The sequence below is a fragment of the Streptomyces sp. NPDC085596 genome (assembly GCF_044541565.1).
Classification (GTDB): Bacteria; Actinomycetota; Actinomycetes; order Streptomycetales; family Streptomycetaceae; genus Streptomyces.
On the sequence record NZ_JBITTC010000012.1, the window covers coordinates 12,952 to 34,454 of the forward strand.

The following is a 21,503-nucleotide window of genomic DNA, read 5'->3' on the forward strand; positions in this document are numbered from 1 at the left end:
AGGGGGGTTCTCGGGGGTCCGTCTCAGGGGGGACAGGCCCTAGTCGTTCGAGCTGCGCGGGCGCCCGTACTGCTCCTCGGTGACGGCCTCGTGCCAGATGGTTTCGGGGGTGCCGTTGCCGGCGCCCTCCCACAGGGCGAGGTGCTCCATGAAGGTGTCCGGCGCGGCGCCGTGCCAGTGCTCCTCGCCCGGCGGGCAGGTGATCGTCTCGCCCGGCCGGGCCGCGAGGACCACGCCGTCACGGGTGCCGACCAGGGCGGTGCCGGAGACGATGCGCAGGGTCTGGCCGAGGACGTGGGAGTGCCAGTGGGTACGGGCGCCGGGCGCGAACCGCACGAGGTTGGCCCGCAGCCGCGACGGCTCCTCGCCCGCGCAGATCACGTCGAACCACACGTCCCCCGTGAACCACTCGGCGGGACCCTTGGCGGTGGGGACGGGCTGCGTGAACTCCATGGTCATTCACTTTCGGAGGTGTGCGGTTCCTCGGACGCCCGAGGCGCCCGGCGCCCGGCAGGCGTCCAGTTCCGAGGGTCACACGGACCGGCGCCGCGTGCGGGACTCCGTCGGCCGAACGGGTTCAGGGAAACCGTCGATCCGGAATGCGGACGGTCATGGGAATTTCTTTGTCGAGCTGTCAAAAAGGTTTTACACAGCGAGGTTTGAGGTCAAATTCAATCGTCCGGAACTGTGCGGCCCCCTAGGGAAAACCCTCGCTTGCCCCGGCGCTTGGTGACATGGCCTAGTCAAGGTGCCATTCTCGCCCCGTACGCGCATCCTCCCCACTCCCTTCACAGGAGGAGTACGAGTGAGACGCCTTCCCCACAGACCTCTTTCCCGTAAGGGTTCCCGCAAGGGAGCCATGGCCGGAGCCGCCCTGCTCTCCACGGCGGCCCTCCTTGCCGTGGCGGTCCAGGCGACCCCCGCGGCAGCCCGGCCCGCCGCCCCCCACGCCTCGCTGCGCACCGGCGGCCTGGAGGCCAGGCTCAGCCCCGCCCAGCGCGAGGCGCTGCTCAAGACCGCCAAGCAGCGCACCGGCGACACCGCCCGCTCCCTCGGCCTCGGCGCCAAGGAGAAGCTGGTCGTCCGGGACGTCGTCAAGGACAACGACGGCACCGTGCACACCCGTTACGAGCGCACCTACGCGGGCCTGCCGGTCCTCGGCGGCGACCTCGTGGTGCACACCCCGCCCGCCTCCCTGGCCAAGGGCACGGTCAGCACCACCTTCGCCACCAAGCGTGCCATCAAGGTCGCCTCCACCGCCCCGGCCCTGACCAAGGCCGCCGCCGAGTCCAAGGCGCTGAAGACGGCCAAGGCGCTCGACGCGGGCAAGCCGGCCACCGACAGCGCCCGCAAGGTGATCTGGGCGGGCAACGGCACCCCGACCCTCGCCTGGGAGACCGTGATCGGCGGCCTCCAGGACGACGGCACCCCGAGCAAGCTGCACGTCGTCACCGACGCCACCACCGGCAAGGAACTCCACCGCTACCAGGCGGTGCAGACCGGCACCGGCAAGACCCAGTACAACGGCACGGTCAGCCTCAACACCACGCTGTCCGGCTCCACCTACCAGCTCTACGACACCACACGTGGCGGCCACAAGACGTACAACCTGAACAAGGGCACCTCCGGCACCGGAACCCTGTTCACCGACGCCGACGACGTGTGGGGCTCCGGCGTGGGCTCCGACCCCCAGACCGCCGCCGCCGACGCCGCCTACGGCGCCCAGGAGACCTGGGACTTCTACAAGAACACCTTCGGCCGCAGCGGCATACGCAACGACGGTGTCGCCGCCTACAGCCGCGTCCACTACAGCAGCGGCTATGTCAACGCCTTCTGGGACGACTCCTGCTTCTGCATGACCTACGGCGACGGCTCGGGCAACACCCACGCCCTCACCTCGCTGGACGTCGCCGGCCACGAGATGAGCCACGGCGTCACCTCCAACACCGCCGGTCTCAACTACTCCGGTGAATCGGGCGGGTTGAACGAAGCGACCTCCGACATCTTCGGCACCGGCGTGGAGTTCTACTCCAACACCACCACCGACCCCGGTGACTACCTCATCGGCGAGAAGATCGACATCAACGGCGACGGCTCCCCGCTGCGCTACATGGACAAGCCCAGCAAGGACGGCGGCTCCGCCGACAGCTGGTACTCCGGTGTCGGCAACCTCGACGTGCACTACTCCTCGGGCCCGGCGAACCACATGTTCTACCTGCTCTCCGAGGGCAGCGGCAGCAAGGTCATCAACGGCGTCACCTACAACAGCCCGACCTCCGACGGCGTCGCCGTCACCGGCATCGGCCGGGCCGCGGCCCTGCAGATCTGGTACAAGGCGCTGACCACGTACATGACGTCCACCACCAACTACGCCGGCGCGCGCACCGCCGCCCTCAACGCGGCCACCGCGCTCTACGGCGCCAACTCCGCCCAGTACGCGGGTGTCGGCAACGCCTTCGCCGGGATCAACGTCGGCAGTCACATCAACCCGCCCGCCAGCGGGGTGACCGTCACCAACCCCGGCAGCCAGTCCGCCACCGTCGGCAACGCGGTCAGCCTCCAGATCCAGGCCAGCAGCACCAACAGCGGCGCGCTGAGCTACAGCGCCACCGGGCTCCCGGCCGGCCTCGCCATCAACGCCTCGACCGGCCTGATCTCCGGCACGCCCACCACCGCGGGCTCCTCCAGCACCACGGTCACCGTCACCGATTCCACGGGCAAGACCGGCACGGCCGCCTTCTCCTGGACGGTCAGCGCCACCGGCGGCGGCTGCTCGGCGACCCAGCTGCTCGCCAACCCCGGCTTCGAGTCCGGCAACACCGGCTGGACCGCGAGCAGCGGCGTCATCACCACCGACAGCGGCCAGGCCAGCCACGGCGGCTCCTACAAGGCATGGCTGGACGGCTACGGCTCCGCGCACACCGACACCCTGGCCCAGTCGGTGGCGATCCCCGCGGGCTGCAAGGCGACCCTGACCTTCTACCTGCACGTGGACTCGGCGGAGACCACCACCAGCACCCAGTACGACAAGCTGACGCTCACCGCCGGTTCGACCACCCTGGCGACCTACTCGAACCTCAACAAGGCGACGGGTTACGTCCAGAAGTCCTTCGACCTGTCCTCGCTGGCGGGCTCGACGGTCAGCCTGAAGTTCACCGGGGTCGAGGACTCCTCGCTCCAGACCAGCTTCGTCATCGACGACACCGCCCTGACGACCGGCTGATTCCTCCCCGCACGACAAGGGGTCCCGCGCACGGAAGCCTTCCGTGTGCGGGACCCTGCGCGTTCCCCGTCAGTTCAGCGGGTCCAGCGTGAGATACGCCTGCTGCGGGTTGCCGTCGTTGACCAGCGACTCGTGGGCACCGACGTCGTCGAAGGCGAAGGCGTACGCCTTGCCGTCGGCCATCTGGGCGTGGATGGCCTTCGCGTACTGGTTGGTGACCCCGTCCTGGTAGAAGCCGGCGTCCGAGCTGTCCGGCTGGTTGGGGTTGCTCAGCAGGGTGGAGCGGTTGTAACCGGCGCACAGGGTGCGGGAGATGGGGCCGCGCACCTGGTCGTTGGGCGCGTCCAGCAGCTTGTGGCAGCCGAAGATGCTGGCGGCGTCCGGCTTCTGGAAGCTGGTGACGACCGCGCCGGAGGAGTTGGTGAAGTTCATGACGTTGCCCGAGACCCGGCCGAAGTACTTGGTGTTCGGCTGGTCGGTGAACGGCGTCACGGTCAGGTTCTGCGAGGAGTACTTCGACCAGACCCGGTTGACGTAGTCGTCCATCACGTTCGCGGGCAGCGCCCCGGTCTCCACGCCGTACAGCGGGGACAGGGCGCGCAGCACGGTGCCGTCCGAGCGGGTCTGGACGAGGCCGGACCAACCCGACTTGCTCCGCAGTGAGTTGAGGACGGCCGAGTAGCCGCCGGACTTCAGGTGCCCGGTGGTGGCGACCTGGCCGTTGCCCCGCTTCACGCCGACCGCGTAGGGCGCCGAGAACATGTCCACCTGGGTGCTGTTCAGCCAGAGCCCGGCGTCGTTCAGCGTGTACTCGGACCAGCTGAACAGGATGTCCCGGTTCGGGTCCGACGGGTTCTGCACGGCCGGCTGCACCAGCCCGCCGGTGGTCAGCCGGAAGTCCAGCTTGCGGCCGTAGGAGAAGTAGATCCGGCCGGAGAACTTCGGTATCCGGATGGTCGTCGACTGACCCGGCCCGGGCCCGGCGATGGCCGCGTCCGGCGCCGGGGTCGGCGGGTTGCCGCCCGCGGGCCAGGCGTGGAAGGTGCCGCCCGCGTCGGCCCAGCCCTGCCGCCCGGAGGACAGCTGGGTGCCGAGGTCGTAGATGTACACCGGCTCGGAGCGGCCCGAGTTGTTGGTGATCTGGAGCGGGATCGTGTCCGGCACCGCGGCGCTGGCCCGGCCGGTGGCACCGAATGTGAGGACCGATCCGACCAGGGCGGCCGTGGCCGTGGCCGACAGCGCGGAACGAGCGATTCTTGGAGTCAACTCTCCACCTCCGTGTGGGGGTTCGGGGCGGTACGGATGCTGGTCCGGACCTTTTTGAGAGCGCTCTCAGCGTGCTTGTGTGTCGCTGACGTGTCAATCAGTTGAACCGAACACGTTCCGTGATGTGAGGAGACGTCAGAAAGTGCGCCGCAGAAGGGAGTTGAGTGCCTCCCAGTGGCGTTCCTCGGCCGCGCGGTCGTAGGAGGAGGTGTCCTTCTGGGTGTAGCCGTGCGGCGCGCCCTCGTAGACCTCGCTGGTGTGGCGCACCCCGGCCGCCGTGAGCGCGTCCTCCAGCCGGCGCAGCTGCTCCTCGGGCAGTGAGGGGTCCTGGTCGGCGTGGCCGAAGTACAGCTCGGCCGTGATGCGGCCGGCGCCCAGATGCGGGCTGTCCGGGTCCTCGGTGGCCAGGTTGCCGCCGTGGAACCCGGCGGCCGCCGCCACCCGGTCCGGATGCGTGGCCGCCGTGCGCAGCGCGAGCCGGGCACCCATGCAGTAGCCGGTCACCGCGACCGGTCCTTCCGCGACCAACGGAGACTCGGCCATCCAGCCCAGATACGCGTCCGCGTCCCGCTCCGCCTGCTCCGGCGTGAGCGAGTGCACCAGCGGGCCGAGCCGCTCCCAGATCGCCGGGTCGGACGGCGGGTCGATGAACTCGGGCAGCTCCACCACGGGGGCCGGTCCCCGCCGGTAGAACACATTGGGCACCAGCACCGTGTAACCCTCGGCGGCGAGCCGGTCGGCCATTCCCCTGAGCCAGGGCCGCAGCCCGTAGGCGTCCTGGTAGAAGAGGACGCCGGGATGCGGCTGCCCGTCGCCGGGATGGGCGAGGTAGGCGTCGGCGACACCGTCCCGCGCCGGGATGGTGACGGTCGTTCCCTGTACGTCGGTCATGATGAGCACGTTCCCTTTCGAACTACTCGAACCGCGAGGGGTCCCCGGCGCCCACCCGCACGATCTCCGCCTCGCCGCTGGAGAAGTCCACCACCGTGGTCGGCTCGGTGCCGCACTCGCCGGAGTCCACCACCGCGTCCACCACGTGGTCGAGCCGGTCCTTGATCTCCCAGCCCTGGGTCAGCGGCTCCTCCTCGTCGGGGAGCAGCAGCGTGCTGGACACCAGCGGCTCGCCCAGCTCGGCCAGCAGCGCCTGGGTGACCACATGGTCGGGGATGCGCACACCCACCGTCCGCTTCTTCGGGTGCAGCAGCATGCGCGGCACCTCGCGGGTGGCCGGCAGGATGAAGGTGTAACTGCCCGGCGTCGCCGCCTTCACCGCCCGGAACACGTCGTTGTCGATCCGTACGAACTGCCCGAGCTGCGCGAAGTTCTGGCACATCAGCGTGAAGTGGTGCCGGTCGTCCAGGCGGCGGATGGACCGGATGCGCTCCATCCCCTCCTTGCTGCCCAGCTTGCAGCCCAGCGCGTAACACGAGTCCGTGGGATAAGCGATCAGCGACCCCGACCGGACGGCGTCCGCGATCTGCGCCACGGCGCGGGGCTGCGGGTTTTCGGGGTGCACGTCGAAGTACTTGGCCATCCGCCGAGCTTAAGCCGTCCCCGGGTTCCGCCCGCGCACCCCCACCCGGCCAGGCGTACGACGCGAGGACCGGGGCATCCGCACACCGAGGCACCCGGAGCACGCCCCCCCGCTCCGGGCCCCGCCGTCTCCGCCGGTGGCCAACGCCCCCCAGGCCACCGGCGGAGCTTTGTCCCCGGTCACCCGGCGACGCGCGGAGGGGCCGTCGGGTAACGTCGGCCGTCGAACGCCGAGGCCGAGACGGGGACGAGGTGCACGACGTGGCCGCCCGAGCCGGCGAGGGCACCCACGCCCCACCGCCGTACGACACCGCCGCCACCTGGGCGGAACAGCTGCTCGACCAGCTGCGCCCCGCCGTCCGGCACCCGCGCCGGGCCGTCGCCTGGCTCGCCCGCACCGTCCACGCCACTGTCGGCCTCGAGGGCGCCGACGGACGGCTCCTCGCCGGTGAGCACCTCCCCGTCGACGCCGCCATCCGCGCGGACGTGGCCACCGGCCGGATCTCCGCCGCCGCTCTGGAGGACGGCGGACGCCATGTCCACCTGGTCGGCATCCGGCACCCCGGGCCGGGACGCGCGGCGGGCGCCCTGCTGACCGTGGCCCGGTCCGCCCCCTTCGACCGCCGGGCCGCCGAGATCGTCCACCGCACCGCCGGAGTCCTCGGCCTGCTGCTCAGGGAGAGTGAACTCGCCCGGTCCGCACGGCGGTTGCGCCGGGCCTCCGCCGATCTGCGCCTGGCCATCCTGCAACTGCTCATGGTCGAGGACGTGGTCTCCGCCCGCCGGGTCGCCGCCGGACTCTGGCCCGGCCTGCTCGAACAGGACACCGCCCGTGTCTACGTCGTCGAGGGCTCGCCCGCCGGACGTGACGCCCTCGCCGAGGAGTGCGCCGACCTCACCGAGGGCCGCGCGCTCGTCGTGCGCTGCCCCGCCATGGACGGCCACGTCATCGTCGTCAGCCCCGCCTCGGCGCCGGGGGACCGGCTGCGCGCCCTCGTCGCCGACCGCCCGGACACCTACCTCGGCGGCAGCATCCACCAGCGCCTCGCGCGCACCGCCACCGCCTACGGACAGGCCGTCAGCGCCCTCGCCGTCGCCCGGTTCAGCCCCGGCCGCAGCGCGGTCTACGCCGAACGCACCCACCCCGAACGCCTGCTGGACCCGGCGGCCCTGCGCACCTGGTCGGCCCGGACCCTGCGCCCGCTGGACACGCTGCCCCACCACACCCGCGCCGAACTGCTGGCCACCACCCGGCTGGGCCTGGAGTTCACCGCCGTCAGCGCCGCCAAGGTGCTCGGCGTCAGCCGCAACACCGTCCGCGCCCGCATGGACCGGCTCCAGACCCTGCTGGACACCGACCTGTCCGGCCTCACCACCCGCACCGCCGTCCGCCTCGCCCTGCTCACCGAGGCGGCGCACGGCCCGTACGACCCCAGCACCGTCCCGCACACCGGGGTCCGCTTCACCGACCTGCTCGACTCGGCCGCGCTGCGCGACTGGGCCGGGGACCTGCTCGGCAGGCTGGACGGCGACGGCCGCGACCTGCGCGGCACCCTGTGCGCCTGGATCTCGGCCGACGCCAACGCCGAACGCGCCGCCAAACAGCGCGGCGTGCACGCCCAGACGGTCCGCGAACACGTCCGCGCCGCCGAACCCGTACTGGAACGGCAGCTCCTCGCGGGCGGCAGCGACCTGTACGAAGTGGTCCTCGCCCATCTCGCGGACGGCACCCTCGCCGCCCCCGAGGGCGGAGCGAACGGGGACCAAGCGGACGCACCTGTGCACAGGTGAGTGCTCACCGGCGCGAACCGGGCACCGCTGCGATGGCCACCGCCCCGGCCCCGCCGTTAGGTTCGCAGTCCAACGGGGGGTACGACCGGCGCGGGGGACCGGTCGTACCCCTCTCAGTGCTGGGCGTTCTGCGCGGGCAGCTCGTAGACGTGTCCCGGAGAGATGACCTCCGTGACGGCCTTTCCGAACAGGGTGCTCGGCTCCTCGCCGTCGTGCGTGATGTCGGTGTTCAGCAGCACCACCAGCGAGGTACGCGCGGCGGGCAGATACACCGTCAGCGACTCGTACCCCGGCAGCGAGCCGTTGTGCCCGATCCAGCCATGCACGTCGAAGATGCCCAGGCCGTAGCCCGCGCCGGGGAATCCGGTCGGCGGGGTCAGCAGGCGCTCCCGCTGCGTGGCGGGGGAGACCATCCGCTCACCGTCCGGGAACTGGCCGGTCGCCACCGTGCGGGACCACGTCCGCATGTCCTCCAGATCGGAGATCATCGCGCCGGCCGCCCAGCCCCAGGACGGGTTCCAGCCGGCCGTCTCGGCGACCTTCCCGTCCGCCGTCTGGTCGGTGTACCCCTGCGCGTGCGGTTTCGGGAACTCCGTGCCCTCGGGGAACGACGTGTGCTTCATCCCGGCCGGGTCCAGCACATGCTGCTGGATGTACTCCCCGAGCCCCTGCCCGCTGCGCTTCTCCACGACCAGACCGAGCAGGATCAGATTGGTGTTGCAGTACGCGAACTTCTCACCCGGCTGGAACTGCACCTGATGCTTGAAGGAGTAGTCCAGCAACTGCTGCGGGGTGAAGGCGCGTCGGGGGTCCGAGGTGAGCGCTTTGAAGAAGGCCGGGTCCTCGGAGTAGTTGAACAGCCCGCTGCGCATGTCGGCGAGCTGACGCAGCGTGATCTTGTCGCCGTTCGGTACGCCGTCGATGTACTTGCCGATCGGATCGTCCAGGCCCACCTTCCCCTGGTCGACCAGTTGCAGCAGCGCGGTGACCGTGAACGTCTTGGTCTCGCTGCCGATCCGCATGTACAGATCCGGGGACATCGGGCGCTCGTCGCTCTTGTCGGCGACGCCGAAGGAGCGGACGTGGCTGCCCTTGTCGGGGGTCCAGACGCCGACCGTGACACCGGGGACGTTCGCCTCCCGCATCACCCGCCGCACGGCGTCGTCGATCTGACGGGTCACCTCGGGCGTGAGGGCGTGCACATCAGGGCCCGTGGGAGAGGGGCTCGGGGAACCTGCGGTGAGCGGCGCCGCGAGGGAGGGGGCCGCGGCGAGCGGGACGACGAGTGCGCCGAGCGCGGCGGCGGTGGCAACCCCCCGGCGCAGGCGGCTTGAGGAACGGGGCATGGGCTGACTCCAAGCACATGAGAGCCGGAGCTGCGGCGGGGCTGACGCCCTGGGCTCTCAGCATAGAAGCGCTTCTTCCGCCTCGCCCGTCGGCCGTTCGGGTGAGCGCCGGGTCAGCGGGCCGACGGCTCCGGGGCCAGGACCAGCACGCTCGCGTCGTCGTCGACCCGGTGGCCCAGGCGGCGTACGTCCTCCCACAGGGCGCCCGGCAGCCCGGCCGTGCCGGTGTCCGCGAGGGCCGCCAGCCGTTCGGGCAGCGGATAGAAACGGTCGGAGGCGTCCCGCGCCTCCCACAGCCCGTCCGAGGCGATCAGCAGCCGGTCGCGCGGGTCCAGCGTCACCGTGACCTCCTTCGGCGGATCGACACCGAGGAGGCCGATGCCCAGCGGCGGACCCGGCGCGACCGTCAGTTCCCGCGCCCGCCCCGCACGCAGCAGCACCGGCGGCGGATGCCCGCAGGCCACCACCCGCACCGTCCGGGTGTCGGCGGAGAACTCCAGCAGCACCGCCGTGGCGAACAGTTCCGCGTGCCGCACCCCGGACGAGTCCACCACCAGCCTGCGGTCCATCCGGGCGGCCACCGTCTCCAGCGCCCGCTGGTCCAGCGCCGCCTCCCGGAACGCGCCCAGCAGCGCCACCACCGTCCGCACCGCCGACAGCCCGTGCCCCTGTACGTCCCCCATCACCGCCCGCACCCCGTAGGGGCCGTCCCGTACGTCGAAGAAGTCCCCGCCCAGCAGCGTCCCGTCCTGCGCGGCCCGGCTGAACCCCACGCACCGGATGCCGCCGACCCGCTCCGGCAGCGGCGGCATCACCGCGCGCTGCACCGCCTCACCGGTCGCCCGCTCGGTGTCCAGCTGGGCGTCGCGGTGACTGCGTACGTAGGACACGAACACGCTCAGCAGGGACACGAACGCGATGGTCAGCAGGTCGGTGTCGCCCGGCCGGTTCAGATGGGTCACCGGCACGACCAGCGACACGATCACCAGCGCGCCCAGCACCGCCGTCGCCAGCGGCCCGTACGACAGCACCGCCAGCGGCGGGATCGCACCGAGCAGGAAACCAAGATCGCTCGCGTGCGGAGTGACGAGCGTGGCCAGCGTGACCGCGATCAGCAGCAGCACCGGGAGCACCCGCACCCACGGCGGCGGGGGAGCACCCCGCAGCCAGCCGCGCCGCTCCCGCGTGCGGCCCGGCGACCAGCCACGCAGCGATCTCACACGCCCACGCTACGCCGCGCCCGTCCCCGCCGCCCGCCCCGAAAAACCCCTGGACGCCCGCCCGGGCGCCCCCTACTGTTGCGGCAGCACGCCCCGGACGGACCGGAAAGGAGGCGAGCGTCATGCACACCCCACCGAACTCGCGCTCCCCCCACTCCGTCATCCGGGTGTGCCACGCCTGACCGGACCGGGAGCGCCTCACCGTAGGCACATCTCCCGGAGGACACCTTGACCGCACTGGTCATCCGCACGCTCGACCAGAGCAGTGCCCAGCTGTTCCACGACCTGCCCGACCCGCTCGGCCTGAGCGAACGGCACCGCACCACCCACTACCGCCCCGACTGGCAGCGCGTCGCCCTGCGCGACGGACGCCCCGTGGCCCGCGCCGCCTGGTGGGCCCGCGCCGAGGACCCCAGCCCCCTGCTGATCAACTGGTTCGACGTGGCCGAGGGCGAGGAGGAGGCGGGCGCCGAGCTGCTGCGCACCGCGCCGTGGTCCACCCCGGAACTGGAGCTGGACCTGCCGCCCGGCTGGCGCGACGACCCGGCCCTGGCCGTCGCCGTCGCCACCCGCACCGCCGCCGCCCGCCTCGCCGGGTACGAACCCCTGGTCGAGCGCTTCCTCTACCGCTGGACCCCCGGCCTTGGCCTGCCCGAACAGCCCGGCCGGCTGGAGTTCACCCCGGAACCGGACGACGCCGTCTTCCTCGAAGCCCTGCGCCGCATCCACTCCGTCACCCTGGACGCCCACGCCCTCCGTGCCATCGAAAAGGGCGGTGTCGAACTGGCCGCCCAGGAGGAACTGGACTTCTTCCACTGGTGCCCCTCACCGCGGGAGTGGTGGCGCGTCGCCCGTACCCCCGAGGGCGAGACCGCCGGCATCCACATCCCGGCCCGCAACCCCTCCGGACCCTGCGTCGGCTTCATCGGCGTCGTCCCCGAGCAGCGCGGCCACGGCTACGCCTACGACCTCCTGGCCGACTGCACCCGCTTCCTCGCCGCCGAAGGCGCCGACTTCATCGCGGCCGCCACCGACCAGGGCAACTTCCCGATGGCCGCCCACTTCACCGCGGCCGGCTATCCCGTCGTACGTGAGCGCGTCAACTTCTGGGCCGACCGGGAACCGGCCGCCGGCTAGTTGTCGCGGGACATGACGTTGTCGCCGCTCATACGAGGGGAGCGGGGGTGTGCGTCCCGGTGGCGCCCTGTGCGAGTGCCTGCCGGGCCTGCGCGAGTCTGCCGATCGCCTGGACCAGTCGACTCGAAGGGAGCGTGTACGGCAGTCGGATGTTGCGTTCGAACGCACCTCCGATCCCGAATCGTGGCCCGGCCGCGATGGTCACTCCGTGGTCGGGCGCCATCGCTGCGAGCCGTGAGCTGACGGGCCCGGGGAAGGTCGCCCATAGCGTCACACCGCCGGCTGGTCGCAGGGCATGGACATCGGGTAGGTGCTCGGCAAGTGCTTGCCGCAGGGCGTCACGTTGCGACCTGAGTTGCCGGAGTGTGTCCGGCCGCTGGGTCTGGTGCTCGTTCAGGAGGACGGCTGTGGCGAGCTGTTCGACGACAGGGGTGCCGAGGTCTGTCGTGGGACGGCCCTTTTCGACGCGTTCCAGGAGAGAGGGAAGCGCGCGGATCCAGCCGATGCGCAGGCCGCCCCAGACGCTCTTGGACACAGAGCCGATGCTGATGGCCGCCGGCATGTGCAGCGCGAGGGGTTCGGGCCTCGGAACGTCCAGAGCCAGTTCGGCCATGGTCTCGTCCACGACCGTGGGACACGCGAGCCTGAGCTGTTGGCGCACGCTCGTGGGCATGCACATCCCGGTCGGGTTGTGGAAGTCGGGTATCAGGTAGGCCAGGTTCGCGGCTTGCCCTGCTGCTCGGAGTTGCTCGGTGTCCCAGCCGGAAGATGTCACGGCGACGGGCAGAAGCCGGGCGCGCGCTTGAGTGAATGTCGTGATCGCGTGTGGGTAGGTCGGATGGTCGATGAGGACCTTGTCGCGTGGCGACAGGAGTATTCGCGTCAGGAGAGCGAGCGCGTGCTGTGCGCCGTTGGTGATCAGGATGTGATCGGGCCGGGTGGGCAGTCCTCGCCGCTGATACCAGTGAGCGACTGCTTCGCGCAGCTCCGCGGTGCCGTAACGGTCGTAGCCGTGCCGCTCGAAATGTCGCGGCAGCTGTTCGAGAGCGGTCGCGAACGCGGCGTGGAGGATTTCCACGGGCGCGGCCGGCGCGGCGAAGGACAGGTCGATGGTCTCCGCGTCCGTGCCGGCCGGCTGCTCGGGCGTGGTGTCATCAGGCAGCCGTACCGTCGCCCTGGTCCGCGCCCGTGTGGCGAGGTATCCGTGCTCGACCAGCGTGCGGAACGAGGTACCGACGGTGGTTCTGCTCGTGCCGAGCGCGAGAGCCAGGTCACGCTCGCTCGGCAGGGCCGCACCGAGGGAGAGGCGTCCGTCCAGGATGAGCAGACGCAGCCTGTCGGAGAGGCGTTGATGTGCCGGCCCCGGCCCCTCCTGCCAGGTCCCCAACATCCGCGCCACCGCGTGCGAGCTGATTTTCACCAAACCAGCGTAGCCAATCTGGCTATGGAATCCAGGTCCAGATCCCCCGGAGACTCGCCGTATGGCACCTCCCGCTTCCTCGGCGCACACCTCGGTCCCGGCTCGTCACGATCGACCCGTGCTACCGCGCATGAACGCACTTGCCCAGGTCCGGGCGGCCCGTAAGACACGTCGGCTTCTCCAGCTCCTGCTCGGTCTGACGGGGTACGGGGCCGCCGTCATGCTGCTCGTCCGGTCCGGGCTGGGCGCGGCCAGCTGGAACGTGCTCACGGAAGGCACTGCCAAGTCTCTGGGCATCTCCTTCGGTTGGGCGACGAACCTGATCTCGCTGCTCGTGCTTGTCGCATGGATTCCCCTGCGAGAGCTGCCCGGGCTCGGCACGCTCCTCAACGTCGCGATCGTCGGCTTCGCCGCAGATGCCACCGCGACCGTGCTCCCCAACCCGCAGGGTCCACTTGCCGAGATCGGATATCTCGCTGTCGGTGTCGTCGCTCTGGCATTCTTCGACGCGCTCTACCTCGGCGCGCAGTTCGGGTCGGGACCACGTGACGGCATCATGACCGGACTCGTTCGGCTCACCCGTCTGCCCGTTGCCGTTGTGCGCACCGGCATCGAAGTCGTCGTCGCCTGCGCCGGCTGGCTTCTGGGAGGAACCGTCGGGGTCGGCACCGTACTGATCGCACTGTGCATGGGGCCCCTCGTCGGCTGCTTCCTGCCGCTGGTGGCGGTCCGCCTTCCTGCTGTTTCTTTGTCCTCATCCAGTTAGTCGACCGGTTCGCTGAGCCGTGCCTGCGCCGCCGCGAGGATCTCGGTCACCCGGAGTCCGAACGCGGCGTCGCAGGCGGGCCGGCGGCCGGTACGGGCGGCGGACGCCAGCGCGTCCACCGCGCGCGCGAGGGCGGGCACCGCGCCCTCCGAACTCCTCGGCAGCAGCGTCACCCCCGACTCGCCCCGCAGCTCCACATCGGCCCCGGCCGCCGAGGGCGGCGCCGACAGACTCAGCGTCAGCGTGCTCGACGCGCCGGTGGCATGGTCCAGCACCAGATGCACGGTGTCCGCGGGACCGTGCACCGCCGCCAGTACCTGCCGTACGTCACCCAGCACCGGGAGCAGGACCGACAGCGCGTGCGGACCCACGTCCCACAGCGCGCCCATCTCCCGCCGCCACGTGGAGGCCGCGAACGGGCTGTCGCTGGTGAACACCGACCCCAGCCACTGCGCCCGCGCCGTGAACCACCCCGCCTCGGCGGCCTGTTCCTCGATCCACGCCTCCGGCTCCTTCTGGAACCGGGTGGTGAAGAACACCACCGACGCCACCTGGGCCCGCTGGGCCGCGTCGGCCACCGCCCGCGCGTCGTCCACGCTCAGCGCCAGCGGCTTGTCCAGCAGCAGATGCCGCCCGGCCCGCGCCGCGCGCACCGCCAACTCCGCCTGAACGGAGGGCGGAAGGGCCACCGCCACCGCCTCCACGTCGGCCAGCAGCGCGTCCACGTCCGGGTACGCCCGCACCCCGTACTCCCCGGCCAGCGCGGCCGCCGCCTCCGGGTGACGCCCCCACACCCCGGCGAAGTCCACGCCGGGGTGGCCGGCCAGCGCCGGGGCGTACGCGGTGCGTGCCCACGGGCCCGTTCCCAGCAGTCCGATGCGCATCGAGCGCTCCCTTCTCCCGGCCGCTCTCCACGGCATCAGGGCACTCTGCCCCTGTTCTCGTGGGTATACGGCTCCACCGGCCCGTCGTCTCCGGCCAGCCAGTGGGCGATCGTCTCCGCGATCGGCTGACCGGTGTCCAGCTCGACGAAACCGAACTGGCCCGACTGATTGCACTCCAGGAACCACCAGGTCCCCTCCGCGTCCTCCGCGAAGTCGAAGGCGCCGTAAGCCAGTTCGGCGGCCCTCAGGTAGCGGCGGACCGACTGCGCCACCCTCGGCGGCACCTCGGTGGCGAGCCAGGGGGAGACGGACGGGGCGAAACGGACGTCCACATGGTCGGGGTGGGCGTCCGGATCGGCCGGTTTGCGTGCCGCCAGCAGCCGGTCCCCGACCGCCGTGAGCCGGATGTCGGCCCGCTTGGCCACCCGCCGCTGGAGCAGCGTCGGCCCGAAGGCCACGGCGCTGAAGTCGGTGCCCGGCGCGACCCGGCTGGTCGGCACCGCGCGCGGCGGCTCCTGCGGATGCGCGCCGGAGACCGGCTTGACCACCACGTCCCGGTGCCGCTCGGCGAACTCCCGTGCCGTCTCGGGGAACGTGGTGATCAGCGTGGCCGGGACCGGCAACCCGCTGCGCTGGGCGAGCCGCAGCTGCCACGGCTTGTGCCGGGCCCTGCGGGCCGCGTCCGGATGGTTCATCCAGCGGGCGTCACTGCACCGCAGCATGCCGTACAGCGCCTGCGCCGACTCCTGGGTCAGCCAGGAGGACGGCCGGGCGGCGCGGGCGGCCGCGTCGCCCGGCCTGCGCACCCAGATGGAGCGCAGGCCGCTCATCCCGACCAGGCGCCCGCCGACGGACAGCTGCCCGCCCAGGGCGTCCCCCGCGTACTCGCCGGTGAGCGACACCCCGTTGGTGAGGTCGGCGGGGTCGAACCGGACGACGGGCACGCCCGCCTCGCCCAGCCGCAGGACCACCATGTCCGCCGTGACGTCCTCGTCACTGGTCAGGATGAGCACGGTCATCGTCCGGGGCCCGCGATCAGTCGTCGAAGTGCGTCTTGGAACCCGCCGTGGAGGTGGTCGTCCCCAGGGCGAGCAGGACCGCGTGGTCGGTCGCGGCGATCCGCCCGTCCGGCAGGACGTTCAACTGCAGTGCGGAGTCGTACGAGTACGGTGCGGTGACATCCAACTGCCCGGCGGGCCGTGCGTAGTTGAGCGTGAACGGTTGCATGGTCTCTCCCCTGTTTCGTCCTTCACGTCCTTATACGAATCGAACGATTGGTTGGTTTCCTCACACTCCGTGACCACAGCCCGGAAGGAGGCGCCGTGAGCCGGCGGGTCAGCAGGAAGGACGCCGGGCGGGGCGCGGTGGCTGCGCTCCACCGCACATTCGTCTGCCCCGAGGACGCTTCGCTGGACCCCGCTTCACCCGGCCAAGGTGGCGCGCGCGGCGGCCAGGGCCTGTTCGGCGTACCCCCGGCCGAACAGCACCGCGTGCACCAGCAGCGGGAAGAGCTGATGCGCCCCGGCCCGGTCGCGCCATCCCGCGGCGAGCGGGCTCGCCTCCTCGTACCCGGCCAGCACCCGCTCCAGATGGGGGCAGCCGAAGAGGCTCAGCATCGCCAGGTCGGTCTCCCGGTGGCCGCCGTGCGCGGCCGGGTCGATGACGTGGACCTCGCCGTCGGCGCCCCACAGGACATTGCCCTGCCACAGGTCGCCGTGCAGCCGCGCGGGCGGCTCGGCGGGCCCCGCGAGCGCGGGCAGCCGCTCGCACACCGCCTCGATCACCGCGGCCTCGCCCGGCCGGACCGTCCCCGCGTCGACCGCGGTACGCAGATACGGCAGCACCCGGTGCTCGGCGTACCAGGAAGGCCAGTCGTCGCCCCGGGCGTTGCGCATCGGCGCGCGGCCGATGTACGCCTCCTCGGGTCCGTCCGGCGGGGCGGCGCCGAACGCGGGGGCGCCGGACGCGTGCAGGGCGGCCAGCGCGCGGCCGAAACGCACCGCCGCCCCGGGATCGGGACTGCCGGTCGGTACCCGCTCGCTGACCAGGGACCACTCGTCGTGCCCGAGCACTTCCGGCACGCGCACCGCACCCGCGGCGGCGAGCCAGCGCAGCCCGGCCGCCTCGGCGCGCACCGCGCCGGGGCCGTCCCCGCGCTTGACCATCACCGTCGTGCCGCCCTCAAGGGTCACCTCGGCGGGCGAGCCCGCCACCACCGGGCCGCCCGTGACCCGGCGCCCGGTGAGCCGGGACGCCGTCAGCCCTGGATCTTCGACTCGCTCGACCACGGCCCCAGGGTACGACCCGCAAAAGCCCCGCCACGTCAGGAACTTCGAGCATTGCTACGACGGTTTTCGGCCAAGTTTGCCCGGAATGCCGGGCGGTGGCGGCCGCCTCCGCCCGAGAACCGGGCCGCGGCCGCGTCGAGCCGTCGCACCCGGCGCCGGACGGGTAATCGGCTGACCCGTTCGGGGGTCGTACCGGCGTGTCGCTGGGACAGACGGGTGGAGAGCTGACCCGGCTGGACGGCCTGAATGGTGCGCGGCGACGGCCTGTCCGACGGTGGATCATGTCGGGGCCGGGTCATGTCAGCCGATGAGGAATCAGCTGCCCGGTCACGGCGGAAGGACACCGATATGCGTTCTGCCCGCATTCTTCTCGCCACGGCGGCCGCATCCGCCGCCCTCGCCCTCGCCACCCCTGGCACCGCGCTCGCCGGGGACGACGGAGGCCGGGACGACTCCTCCTACAACAAGGAGCACGACAGCGGCTCCGACCAGGAAAAGGGCTCCGGTGACAAGGAGTCCGGCGGCAAGGACTCCGGTGGCAAGGACTCCGGCCGCGACTCCTACGACTCCGACAGCGACGGGCCGCGCGGCGGCGTGCACACCGGCGGCGGCGCCCTCGCCGCCGTCGGCAGCGACGACTGGAGCTCCGACTCCGGCGACGACAGCCGCTTCGACCCGGAGAGCTACAAGGACAAGGGCGACGGCGGTGGCGGCGGTGGCAAGGACAGCGGCGGCAAGGGCGACTCCGGCGGTGACGAGCCGCGCGGCGGCATGCACACCGGCGGCGGCGGCCTCGCCGACTCCGGCGGCGTGACCATGGGCGGCGCCGCCGTGCTCGCCGCCGGCGCGCTGGGCGCCTACGCGCTGCGCCGCAAGAAGGCCGCCGGGCCGGCGTCCTGACCGTCCCCGCGCATCAGGGGCCGTGGCCGCCGTCGACGCCGAGTCGCGTCGGCGGCCCGCGCCCCCCGACCCCGATCCCTGTGCTGCCGTGCCCGAGCGAGGTGGTGTCCGATGGCAGCAGACCCTTCCGGTGACCACGCGGGCCGGGGTGGCCGGATGACGCTGTGGGGGGTGGCCATCGCCATCCTCGCCCTCAGCGTCTTCGGCGGCCACCACGGCACGGGCACCGGCACCGACGCGGCCCGCACCAGGAGCGCGACGGCGGGCGCCGTCCAGGCGGGCGGGCCGCTGCCCCGCTCGGCGCCGACCCGGCTGCGCATCCCCAAGATCGGCGTGAACGCGCCCTTCACCGCCCTCGTACTCGCCTCCAACGGCCAGCTGGAACCGCCGCCCGCGGACAACACCAACCTCGTCGGCTGGTACAGCAAGGGCGCCTCGCCCGGCGAGAAGGGCACCTCGGTCATCGCGGGGCACGTGGACACGACCACCTCGGCGGCGGTCTTCGCCAACCTCGACGACCTGGCGCCCGGCGACCGCTTCTCCGTGGAGCGCGCCGACGGCAGCACGGCGAACTTCGTCGTGGACAGCGCCGACACCTTCGCCAAGGACGACTTCCCCAGCAAGCGGGTGTACACCGACGCCGCGCGCCCCGAGATCCGGCTCATCACCTGCGCCGGCGACTACGACCACTCGGCCAAGGACTACACGGAGAACCTGGTCGTCTTCGGCCACCTCGTCTGAGGCACCGCGTTCACCGGGTGCGGGGTGCCAGGGGCTTGTCGGGGGCGAGGGCGAGCGCGGCGAAACGCTCGCCGATCCGCCGGTGCGCGGTGGCGTCCGGGTGCAGCCCGTCGGGCAGCGGCAGCTCCGTGAAGTCGGCCTCCCCGTACAGCTCGCGCCCGTCGAGGAGGTGCAGGTGCGGGTCGTCGGCGGAGCGTTGCGCCACGATCCGGGCCAGCTCCTCCCGTATCCCGTTCAGCGTCAGCTTGCCCTGGGCGACCTCCGCCGGGTCCCCGGCCGCGCGGAACGCGAGCCGGCCCTCGCTCAGGGCGGAGAGGTCCGGCATCGTGGGGCCGGGGGTGTCCTCGTGCATCGGGCACAGGATCGGCGAGACCACGAGCAGCGGTGTGCCCGGGTGGCCCTCGCGGACGGTGTCGAGGAACCCGTGCACGGCGGGCCCGAACGCGCGCAGCCGCATCAGGTCGGTGTTGACCAGGTTGATGCCGATCTTGACGCTGATCACGTCGGCCGGGGTGTCGCGCAGCGCGCGGGCGGTGAACGGGTCCAGCAGCGCGCTGCCGCCGAGCCCCAGGTTGATCAGCTCGACCCCGCCGAGCGAGGCGGCGACGGCGGGCCAGACGCCGGTCGGGCTCGCGGCGTCCGAGCCATGGCTGATGGAGCTGCCGTGGTGCAGCCACACCGGGCGGCCCGACTCGGGTACGGGCTCCACGGGCGCGTCGGTGCGCAGGGCGACCAGCTCGGTGGTCTCGTTGTGCGGCAGCCAGATCTCCACGACCTTGTCCCCTGCGGACAGCCCGGTGAAGCGGGCGGTGCCCACCGGGCCGGAGGTGCGCTCGGCGGCGCCGGTGGACATGTCGATGGTCAGCGTGTCGCCGCCGGTGACCGAGGTGCTGCCCGCCGGAAGTCCGTCAACCAGCAGGTCGTAGACGCCGTCCGGGCGGGGCGGGGCGCCAATGTAGGCCCGCTTGGTCGGCAGGGTGTCCAGCTCGATCGCGGTGGCACGGGTGCGGAACACCAGCCGTACGCCGGACGGTTGGGACTCCACCAGGTGCAGCTGCGGGTCGGCGCACTGGGCGCGGGCCCGCGCGGGCAGCCGGTGCGGGAGCAGGCCGCGCTCGGTGCGCTCCAGTTCGAGGGCGCCACGGAAGAGGTCTTCGGTGAAGGGGGTGGTGATCCAGGCGGTGGTCATCGGGGGCCTGTCGGGTCAGGGGCGGGCGGGGGAGTGGTGGGCCAGTTGCGCAGGAGGGCGTCCAGGGCGTCGAGCACGCGTTCCCAGGACTCCTGCGAGTCGGGGGCGCTGTGATCGAAACCGCCCGCCGACTCCAGGCCGACATAGCCGCTGAACACACTGCCCAGCAGCCGTACGGCATGGGTCTGGTCGGGCTCGGCGAGGTCGTAGCCGCGCAGGATCGCCCGGGTCATCGCCGCGTGCCGGACGCCCGCGCTCGCGGCGGCGGTCTCCGGGTCCAGCCGGTAGCGGGCCGCCTCGAAGCGGCCGGGGTGGGCGCGGGCGTAGTCGCGGTAGGCGTCGGCGAACGCGGCCAGGGCGTCCTTGCCGGCCCGGCCCGCGAGTGCCTCGGCGGCGCGGTCGGCCAGCTCCTCCAGGGCGAGCAGCGCGATCCGGGTGCGCAGATCGTGGGAGTTGCGCAGATGCGAGTACAGGCTCGCGGTCTTCACCTCGAACCGCCGGGCCAGCGCGGACACCGTCACCTGCCCGAACCCGGCCTCGTCGGCCAGCTCCGCCCCGGCCCGGACCAGCCGCTCCGTACTCAGCCCCGCACGCACCATCGACCACCCTCTCGAAGAACTTCGCCGATTATGTATTTGCCTAAAGGGTTTAGGCAAATGCCAGTCAGGTGTAGCCGAGGGGGGTCCGGACACGCGGACGGCCGCCGACCGGAGTGCGGTCGGCGGCGCTGATCAGGTTGGCCGTCGCTATCGGCGTACCGCTCGCAGACCTCGTGGCTGAACCGGAGTAGTGGTCTGCGGCCGGCCGATTACAGGCCCGGCGGCAGACCGCGGCCACCCCAAGCACGGTTGGGTGGGACCGCGCCCGGTCCGTGAGGGCCGGTGGTCAGTAGCTGCGCGGCCGCGACCGCGCGGAGCGCCGATCGAGCGGCGACTGGCAGGGGGGCGAGCAGACGGTGATGGTGACCACGCCGGTCCCGGTCTCGATGTGGATCACTTCCGGCTTGCCCTGAACGGGCCGCCCGCATCGGTCGCAGAGCATCAGTGGTTCCTCTCCGTGGGGCGGTGGGCACTGGACTGGCAGCCGATGCCCGGCTGGCACTGAAAGACGGGCACTGCCACGACGTGCGCGCCGATCTGCCCGCGTGCTAGCCCGGCGGGAGCGCCGCGCCGCCCGAGAGGGGCGCCGCACCAGGTGCAGTCCTGGCCGGAGTACTGGGCGCTGGTCAGCGCGTGGGTGGTCGGAAGCAGGCGGGTCGCCGTCGGGCTCATGCGGGTCGCTCCTCGCCTACGCGGGGCCCGAAGGCGTCGGCGATAGCGGCCGCGAGGGCGTCGGGGTCGGTGAGCCAGCTGTCATCGCTCGGGCAGACCCGCCAATACGCGCCAGGGCCCTCGGTGCGGCGCGCGGGCGGGATGGTGATGACCGTGCCGACCGGGAGCGCGGCGGTGTTCTCGACGGCCCACGTGTCAGACGTGCCCGCGAGCGTGAAGAAGTAGAGCACCCCGGAGGACGTCAGCGGGTCCTCGATGGCGGCGGCGCAGCGTGGGCCAAGGATCGCCAGAGCCGACAGCCCGACGCTGCGAGGCACTCGGATCGCGTCCCATTCGACACCGGACTCATGGAGCCGGGCTCCGGCGGGGGATGGCAAGCGCGTACTGGGCATCGCGGCTCCTGAACATGAGGTGGGTCTGCGGTGCGTACAAGCGTGGCCCCATGCACAGGCGTAACCGAGGACTTGCAGAGGCCATTTAGGCGCCGCGAACCGGACTTTCATTCCGTCCTGCGTGCTAATCCATGAC

General features: G+C 72.0%; 21 protein-coding genes. 6 read left to right on the plus strand and 15 right to left on the minus strand.

The features are described 5' to 3' along the window. Window positions 1-39: 39 nt before the first annotated feature. Complete coding sequence (locus ACIGA3_RS28075; protein ID WP_399720978.1) at window positions 40-453, minus strand: cupin domain-containing protein; 414 nt, start codon at window positions 451-453, stop codon at window positions 40-42. Window positions 454-859: 406 nt separating this feature from the next. On the opposite strand from ACIGA3_RS28075, the gene ACIGA3_RS28080 reads away from it, so the two are divergent. Beyond that, window positions 860-3,223, plus strand: a complete 2,364-nt coding sequence (locus ACIGA3_RS28080; protein ID WP_399720980.1) for a M4 family metallopeptidase — start codon at window positions 860-862, stop codon at window positions 3,221-3,223. A gap of 69 nt (window positions 3,224-3,292) precedes the next feature. On the opposite strand, the gene ACIGA3_RS28085 is transcribed toward ACIGA3_RS28080, so the two are convergent. The 3 genes from ACIGA3_RS28085 to ACIGA3_RS28095 all read right to left on the minus strand — a co-directional run bounded on the left by ACIGA3_RS28085 (window position 3,293) and on the right by ACIGA3_RS28095 (window position 6,023). Then, window positions 3,293-4,489, minus strand: coding sequence for a glycoside hydrolase family 64 protein (locus tag ACIGA3_RS28085; protein WP_399720982.1), 1,197 nt, complete (start codon window positions 4,487-4,489; stop codon window positions 3,293-3,295). A 135-nt stretch (window positions 4,490-4,624) separates the two neighbouring features. Further along, entirely contained in the window at window positions 4,625-5,380 is a 756-nt protein-coding gene (locus ACIGA3_RS28090; protein ID WP_399720984.1) for a dienelactone hydrolase family protein, read from the minus strand. A gap of 22 nt (window positions 5,381-5,402) precedes the next feature. Continuing rightward, window positions 5,403-6,023, minus strand: coding sequence for an L-threonylcarbamoyladenylate synthase (locus ACIGA3_RS28095; RefSeq protein WP_399720985.1), 621 nt, complete (start codon window positions 6,021-6,023; stop codon window positions 5,403-5,405). Window positions 6,024-6,283: 260 nt separating this feature from the next. On the opposite strand from ACIGA3_RS28095, the gene ACIGA3_RS28100 reads away from it, so the two are divergent. Beyond that, window positions 6,284-7,813, plus strand: a complete 1,530-nt coding sequence (locus tag ACIGA3_RS28100; RefSeq protein ID WP_399720987.1) for a helix-turn-helix domain-containing protein — start codon at window positions 6,284-6,286, stop codon at window positions 7,811-7,813. Between the two features lie 113 nt (window positions 7,814-7,926). Here ACIGA3_RS28100 and ACIGA3_RS28105 read toward each other — a convergent pair whose 3' ends face one another. Further along, window positions 7,927-9,159, minus strand: coding sequence for a serine hydrolase domain-containing protein (locus ACIGA3_RS28105; RefSeq protein WP_399720988.1), 1,233 nt, complete (start codon window positions 9,157-9,159; stop codon window positions 7,927-7,929). A 113-nt stretch (window positions 9,160-9,272) separates the two neighbouring features. After that, window positions 9,273-10,379, minus strand: a complete 1,107-nt coding sequence (locus ACIGA3_RS28110; protein ID WP_399720989.1) for a PP2C family protein-serine/threonine phosphatase — start codon at window positions 10,377-10,379, stop codon at window positions 9,273-9,275. A gap of 228 nt (window positions 10,380-10,607) precedes the next feature. On the opposite strand from ACIGA3_RS28110, the gene ACIGA3_RS28115 reads away from it, so the two are divergent. Next, window positions 10,608-11,516, plus strand: a complete 909-nt coding sequence (locus ACIGA3_RS28115) for a GNAT family N-acetyltransferase (protein WP_399720990.1) — start codon at window positions 10,608-10,610, stop codon at window positions 11,514-11,516. Window positions 11,517-11,544: 28 nt separating this feature from the next. Here the strand turns inward: ACIGA3_RS28115 and ACIGA3_RS28120 are convergent, their stop codons facing one another. Next, a complete protein-coding gene (locus ACIGA3_RS28120) occupies window positions 11,545-12,936 on the minus strand; it encodes a PLP-dependent aminotransferase family protein (protein WP_399720992.1) in 1,392 nt (463 codons plus the stop codon). Between the two features lie 130 nt (window positions 12,937-13,066). On the opposite strand from ACIGA3_RS28120, the gene ACIGA3_RS28125 reads away from it, so the two are divergent. Beyond that, window positions 13,067-13,702, plus strand: a complete 636-nt coding sequence (locus ACIGA3_RS28125; RefSeq protein WP_399720993.1) for a YitT family protein — start codon at window positions 13,067-13,069, stop codon at window positions 13,700-13,702. Here the strand turns inward: ACIGA3_RS28125 and ACIGA3_RS28130 are convergent. The 4 genes from ACIGA3_RS28130 to ACIGA3_RS28145 all read right to left on the minus strand — a co-directional run bounded on the left by ACIGA3_RS28130 (window position 13,699) and on the right by ACIGA3_RS28145 (window position 16,874). Continuing rightward, a complete protein-coding gene (locus ACIGA3_RS28130; RefSeq protein WP_399720995.1) occupies window positions 13,699-14,586 on the minus strand; it encodes a Gfo/Idh/MocA family protein in 888 nt (295 codons plus the stop codon). The two genes, ACIGA3_RS28125 and ACIGA3_RS28130, sit on opposite strands and share 4 nt — an antisense overlap. Before the next feature lie 35 nt (window positions 14,587-14,621). After that, entirely contained in the window at window positions 14,622-15,605 is a 984-nt protein-coding gene (gene tgmB, locus ACIGA3_RS28135; protein WP_399720997.1) for an ATP-grasp ribosomal peptide maturase, read from the minus strand. A 16-nt stretch (window positions 15,606-15,621) separates the two neighbouring features. Next, a complete protein-coding gene (tgmA, locus tag ACIGA3_RS28140; protein WP_399720999.1) occupies window positions 15,622-15,813 on the minus strand; it encodes a putative ATP-grasp-modified RiPP in 192 nt (63 codons plus the stop codon). 194 nt (window positions 15,814-16,007) lie between these two features. Then, window positions 16,008-16,874, minus strand: coding sequence for a fructosamine kinase family protein (locus tag ACIGA3_RS28145; protein WP_399721000.1), 867 nt, complete (start codon window positions 16,872-16,874; stop codon window positions 16,008-16,010). Window positions 16,875-17,222: 348 nt separating this feature from the next. On the opposite strand from ACIGA3_RS28145, the gene ACIGA3_RS28150 reads away from it, so the two are divergent. Together ACIGA3_RS28150 and ACIGA3_RS28155 are read left to right on the plus strand one after the other, a co-directional pair. After that, complete coding sequence (locus tag ACIGA3_RS28150; protein ID WP_399721002.1) at window positions 17,223-17,774, plus strand: hypothetical protein; 552 nt, start codon at window positions 17,223-17,225, stop codon at window positions 17,772-17,774. Between the two features lie 111 nt (window positions 17,775-17,885). Next, window positions 17,886-18,515 (plus strand): class F sortase, encoded by a 630-nt coding sequence (locus ACIGA3_RS28155; protein WP_399721004.1) that lies wholly within the window; start codon window positions 17,886-17,888, stop codon window positions 18,513-18,515. Between the two features lie 10 nt (window positions 18,516-18,525). Here ACIGA3_RS28155 and ACIGA3_RS28160 read toward each other — a convergent pair whose 3' ends face one another. The 4 genes from ACIGA3_RS28160 to ACIGA3_RS28175 form a co-directional block, all read right to left on the minus strand. Next, window positions 18,526-19,704 carry a GDSL-type esterase/lipase family protein gene (locus ACIGA3_RS28160; protein ID WP_399721005.1) on the minus strand — a complete coding sequence of 393 codons (1,179 nt, stop codon included), beginning with the start codon at window positions 19,702-19,704 and terminating at the stop codon, window positions 18,526-18,528. Continuing rightward, window positions 19,701-20,303 (minus strand): TetR/AcrR family transcriptional regulator, encoded by a 603-nt coding sequence (locus tag ACIGA3_RS28165; RefSeq protein WP_399721006.1) that lies wholly within the window; start codon window positions 20,301-20,303, stop codon window positions 19,701-19,703. Before ACIGA3_RS28165 ends, ACIGA3_RS28160 begins: the two co-directional genes overlap by 4 nt. A 441-nt stretch (window positions 20,304-20,744) precedes the next feature. Continuing rightward, window positions 20,745-20,975 carry a hypothetical protein gene (locus ACIGA3_RS28170; RefSeq protein ID WP_399721008.1) on the minus strand — a complete coding sequence of 77 codons (231 nt, stop codon included), beginning with the start codon at window positions 20,973-20,975 and terminating at the stop codon, window positions 20,745-20,747. Next, the gene (locus tag ACIGA3_RS28175; protein WP_399721010.1) at window positions 20,972-21,292 is read right to left on the minus strand and encodes a hypothetical protein; all 321 of its coding nucleotides are present in this window, start codon (window positions 21,290-21,292) and stop codon (window positions 20,972-20,974) included. The genes ACIGA3_RS28170 and ACIGA3_RS28175 overlap by 4 nt, the downstream gene beginning before the upstream one ends. Window positions 21,293-21,503: the final 211 nt, after the last annotated feature.

Bases quoted from the DNA above. Each gene is read 5' to 3' on its own strand.
- ACIGA3_RS28075 (WP_399720978.1), bottom strand. From the start codon at position 453: ATGGAGTTCACGCAGCCCGTCCCCACCGCCAAGGGTCCCGCCGAGTGG.
- ACIGA3_RS28080 (WP_399720980.1), top strand. From the start codon at position 860: ATGGCCGGAGCCGCCCTGCTCTCCACGGCGGCCCTCCTTGCCGTGGCG.
- ACIGA3_RS28090 (WP_399720984.1), bottom strand. From the start codon at position 5,380: ATGACCGACGTACAGGGAACGACCGTCACCATCCCGGCGCGGGACGGT.
- ACIGA3_RS28095 (WP_399720985.1), bottom strand. From the start codon at position 6,023: ATGGCCAAGTACTTCGACGTGCACCCCGAAAACCCGCAGCCCCGCGCC.
- ACIGA3_RS28105 (WP_399720988.1), bottom strand. From the start codon at position 9,159: ATGCCCCGTTCCTCAAGCCGCCTGCGCCGGGGGGTTGCCACCGCCGCC.
- ACIGA3_RS28125 (WP_399720993.1), top strand. From the start codon at position 13,067: ATGAACGCACTTGCCCAGGTCCGGGCGGCCCGTAAGACACGTCGGCTT.
- ACIGA3_RS28130 (WP_399720995.1), bottom strand. From the start codon at position 14,586: ATGCGCATCGGACTGCTGGGAACGGGCCCGTGGGCACGCACCGCGTAC.
- tgmB (WP_399720997.1), bottom strand. From the start codon at position 15,605: ATGACCGTGCTCATCCTGACCAGTGACGAGGACGTCACGGCGGACATG.
- tgmA (WP_399720999.1), bottom strand. From the start codon at position 15,813: ATGCAACCGTTCACGCTCAACTACGCACGGCCCGCCGGGCAGTTGGAT.
- ACIGA3_RS28150 (WP_399721002.1), top strand. From the start codon at position 17,223: ATGCGTTCTGCCCGCATTCTTCTCGCCACGGCGGCCGCATCCGCCGCC.
- ACIGA3_RS28155 (WP_399721004.1), top strand. From the start codon at position 17,886: ATGGCAGCAGACCCTTCCGGTGACCACGCGGGCCGGGGTGGCCGGATG.
- ACIGA3_RS28160 (WP_399721005.1), bottom strand. From the start codon at position 19,704: ATGACCACCGCCTGGATCACCACCCCCTTCACCGAAGACCTCTTCCGT.
- ACIGA3_RS28165 (WP_399721006.1), bottom strand. From the start codon at position 20,303: ATGGTGCGTGCGGGGCTGAGTACGGAGCGGCTGGTCCGGGCCGGGGCG.
- ACIGA3_RS28170 (WP_399721008.1), bottom strand. From the start codon at position 20,975: ATGAGCCCGACGGCGACCCGCCTGCTTCCGACCACCCACGCGCTGACC.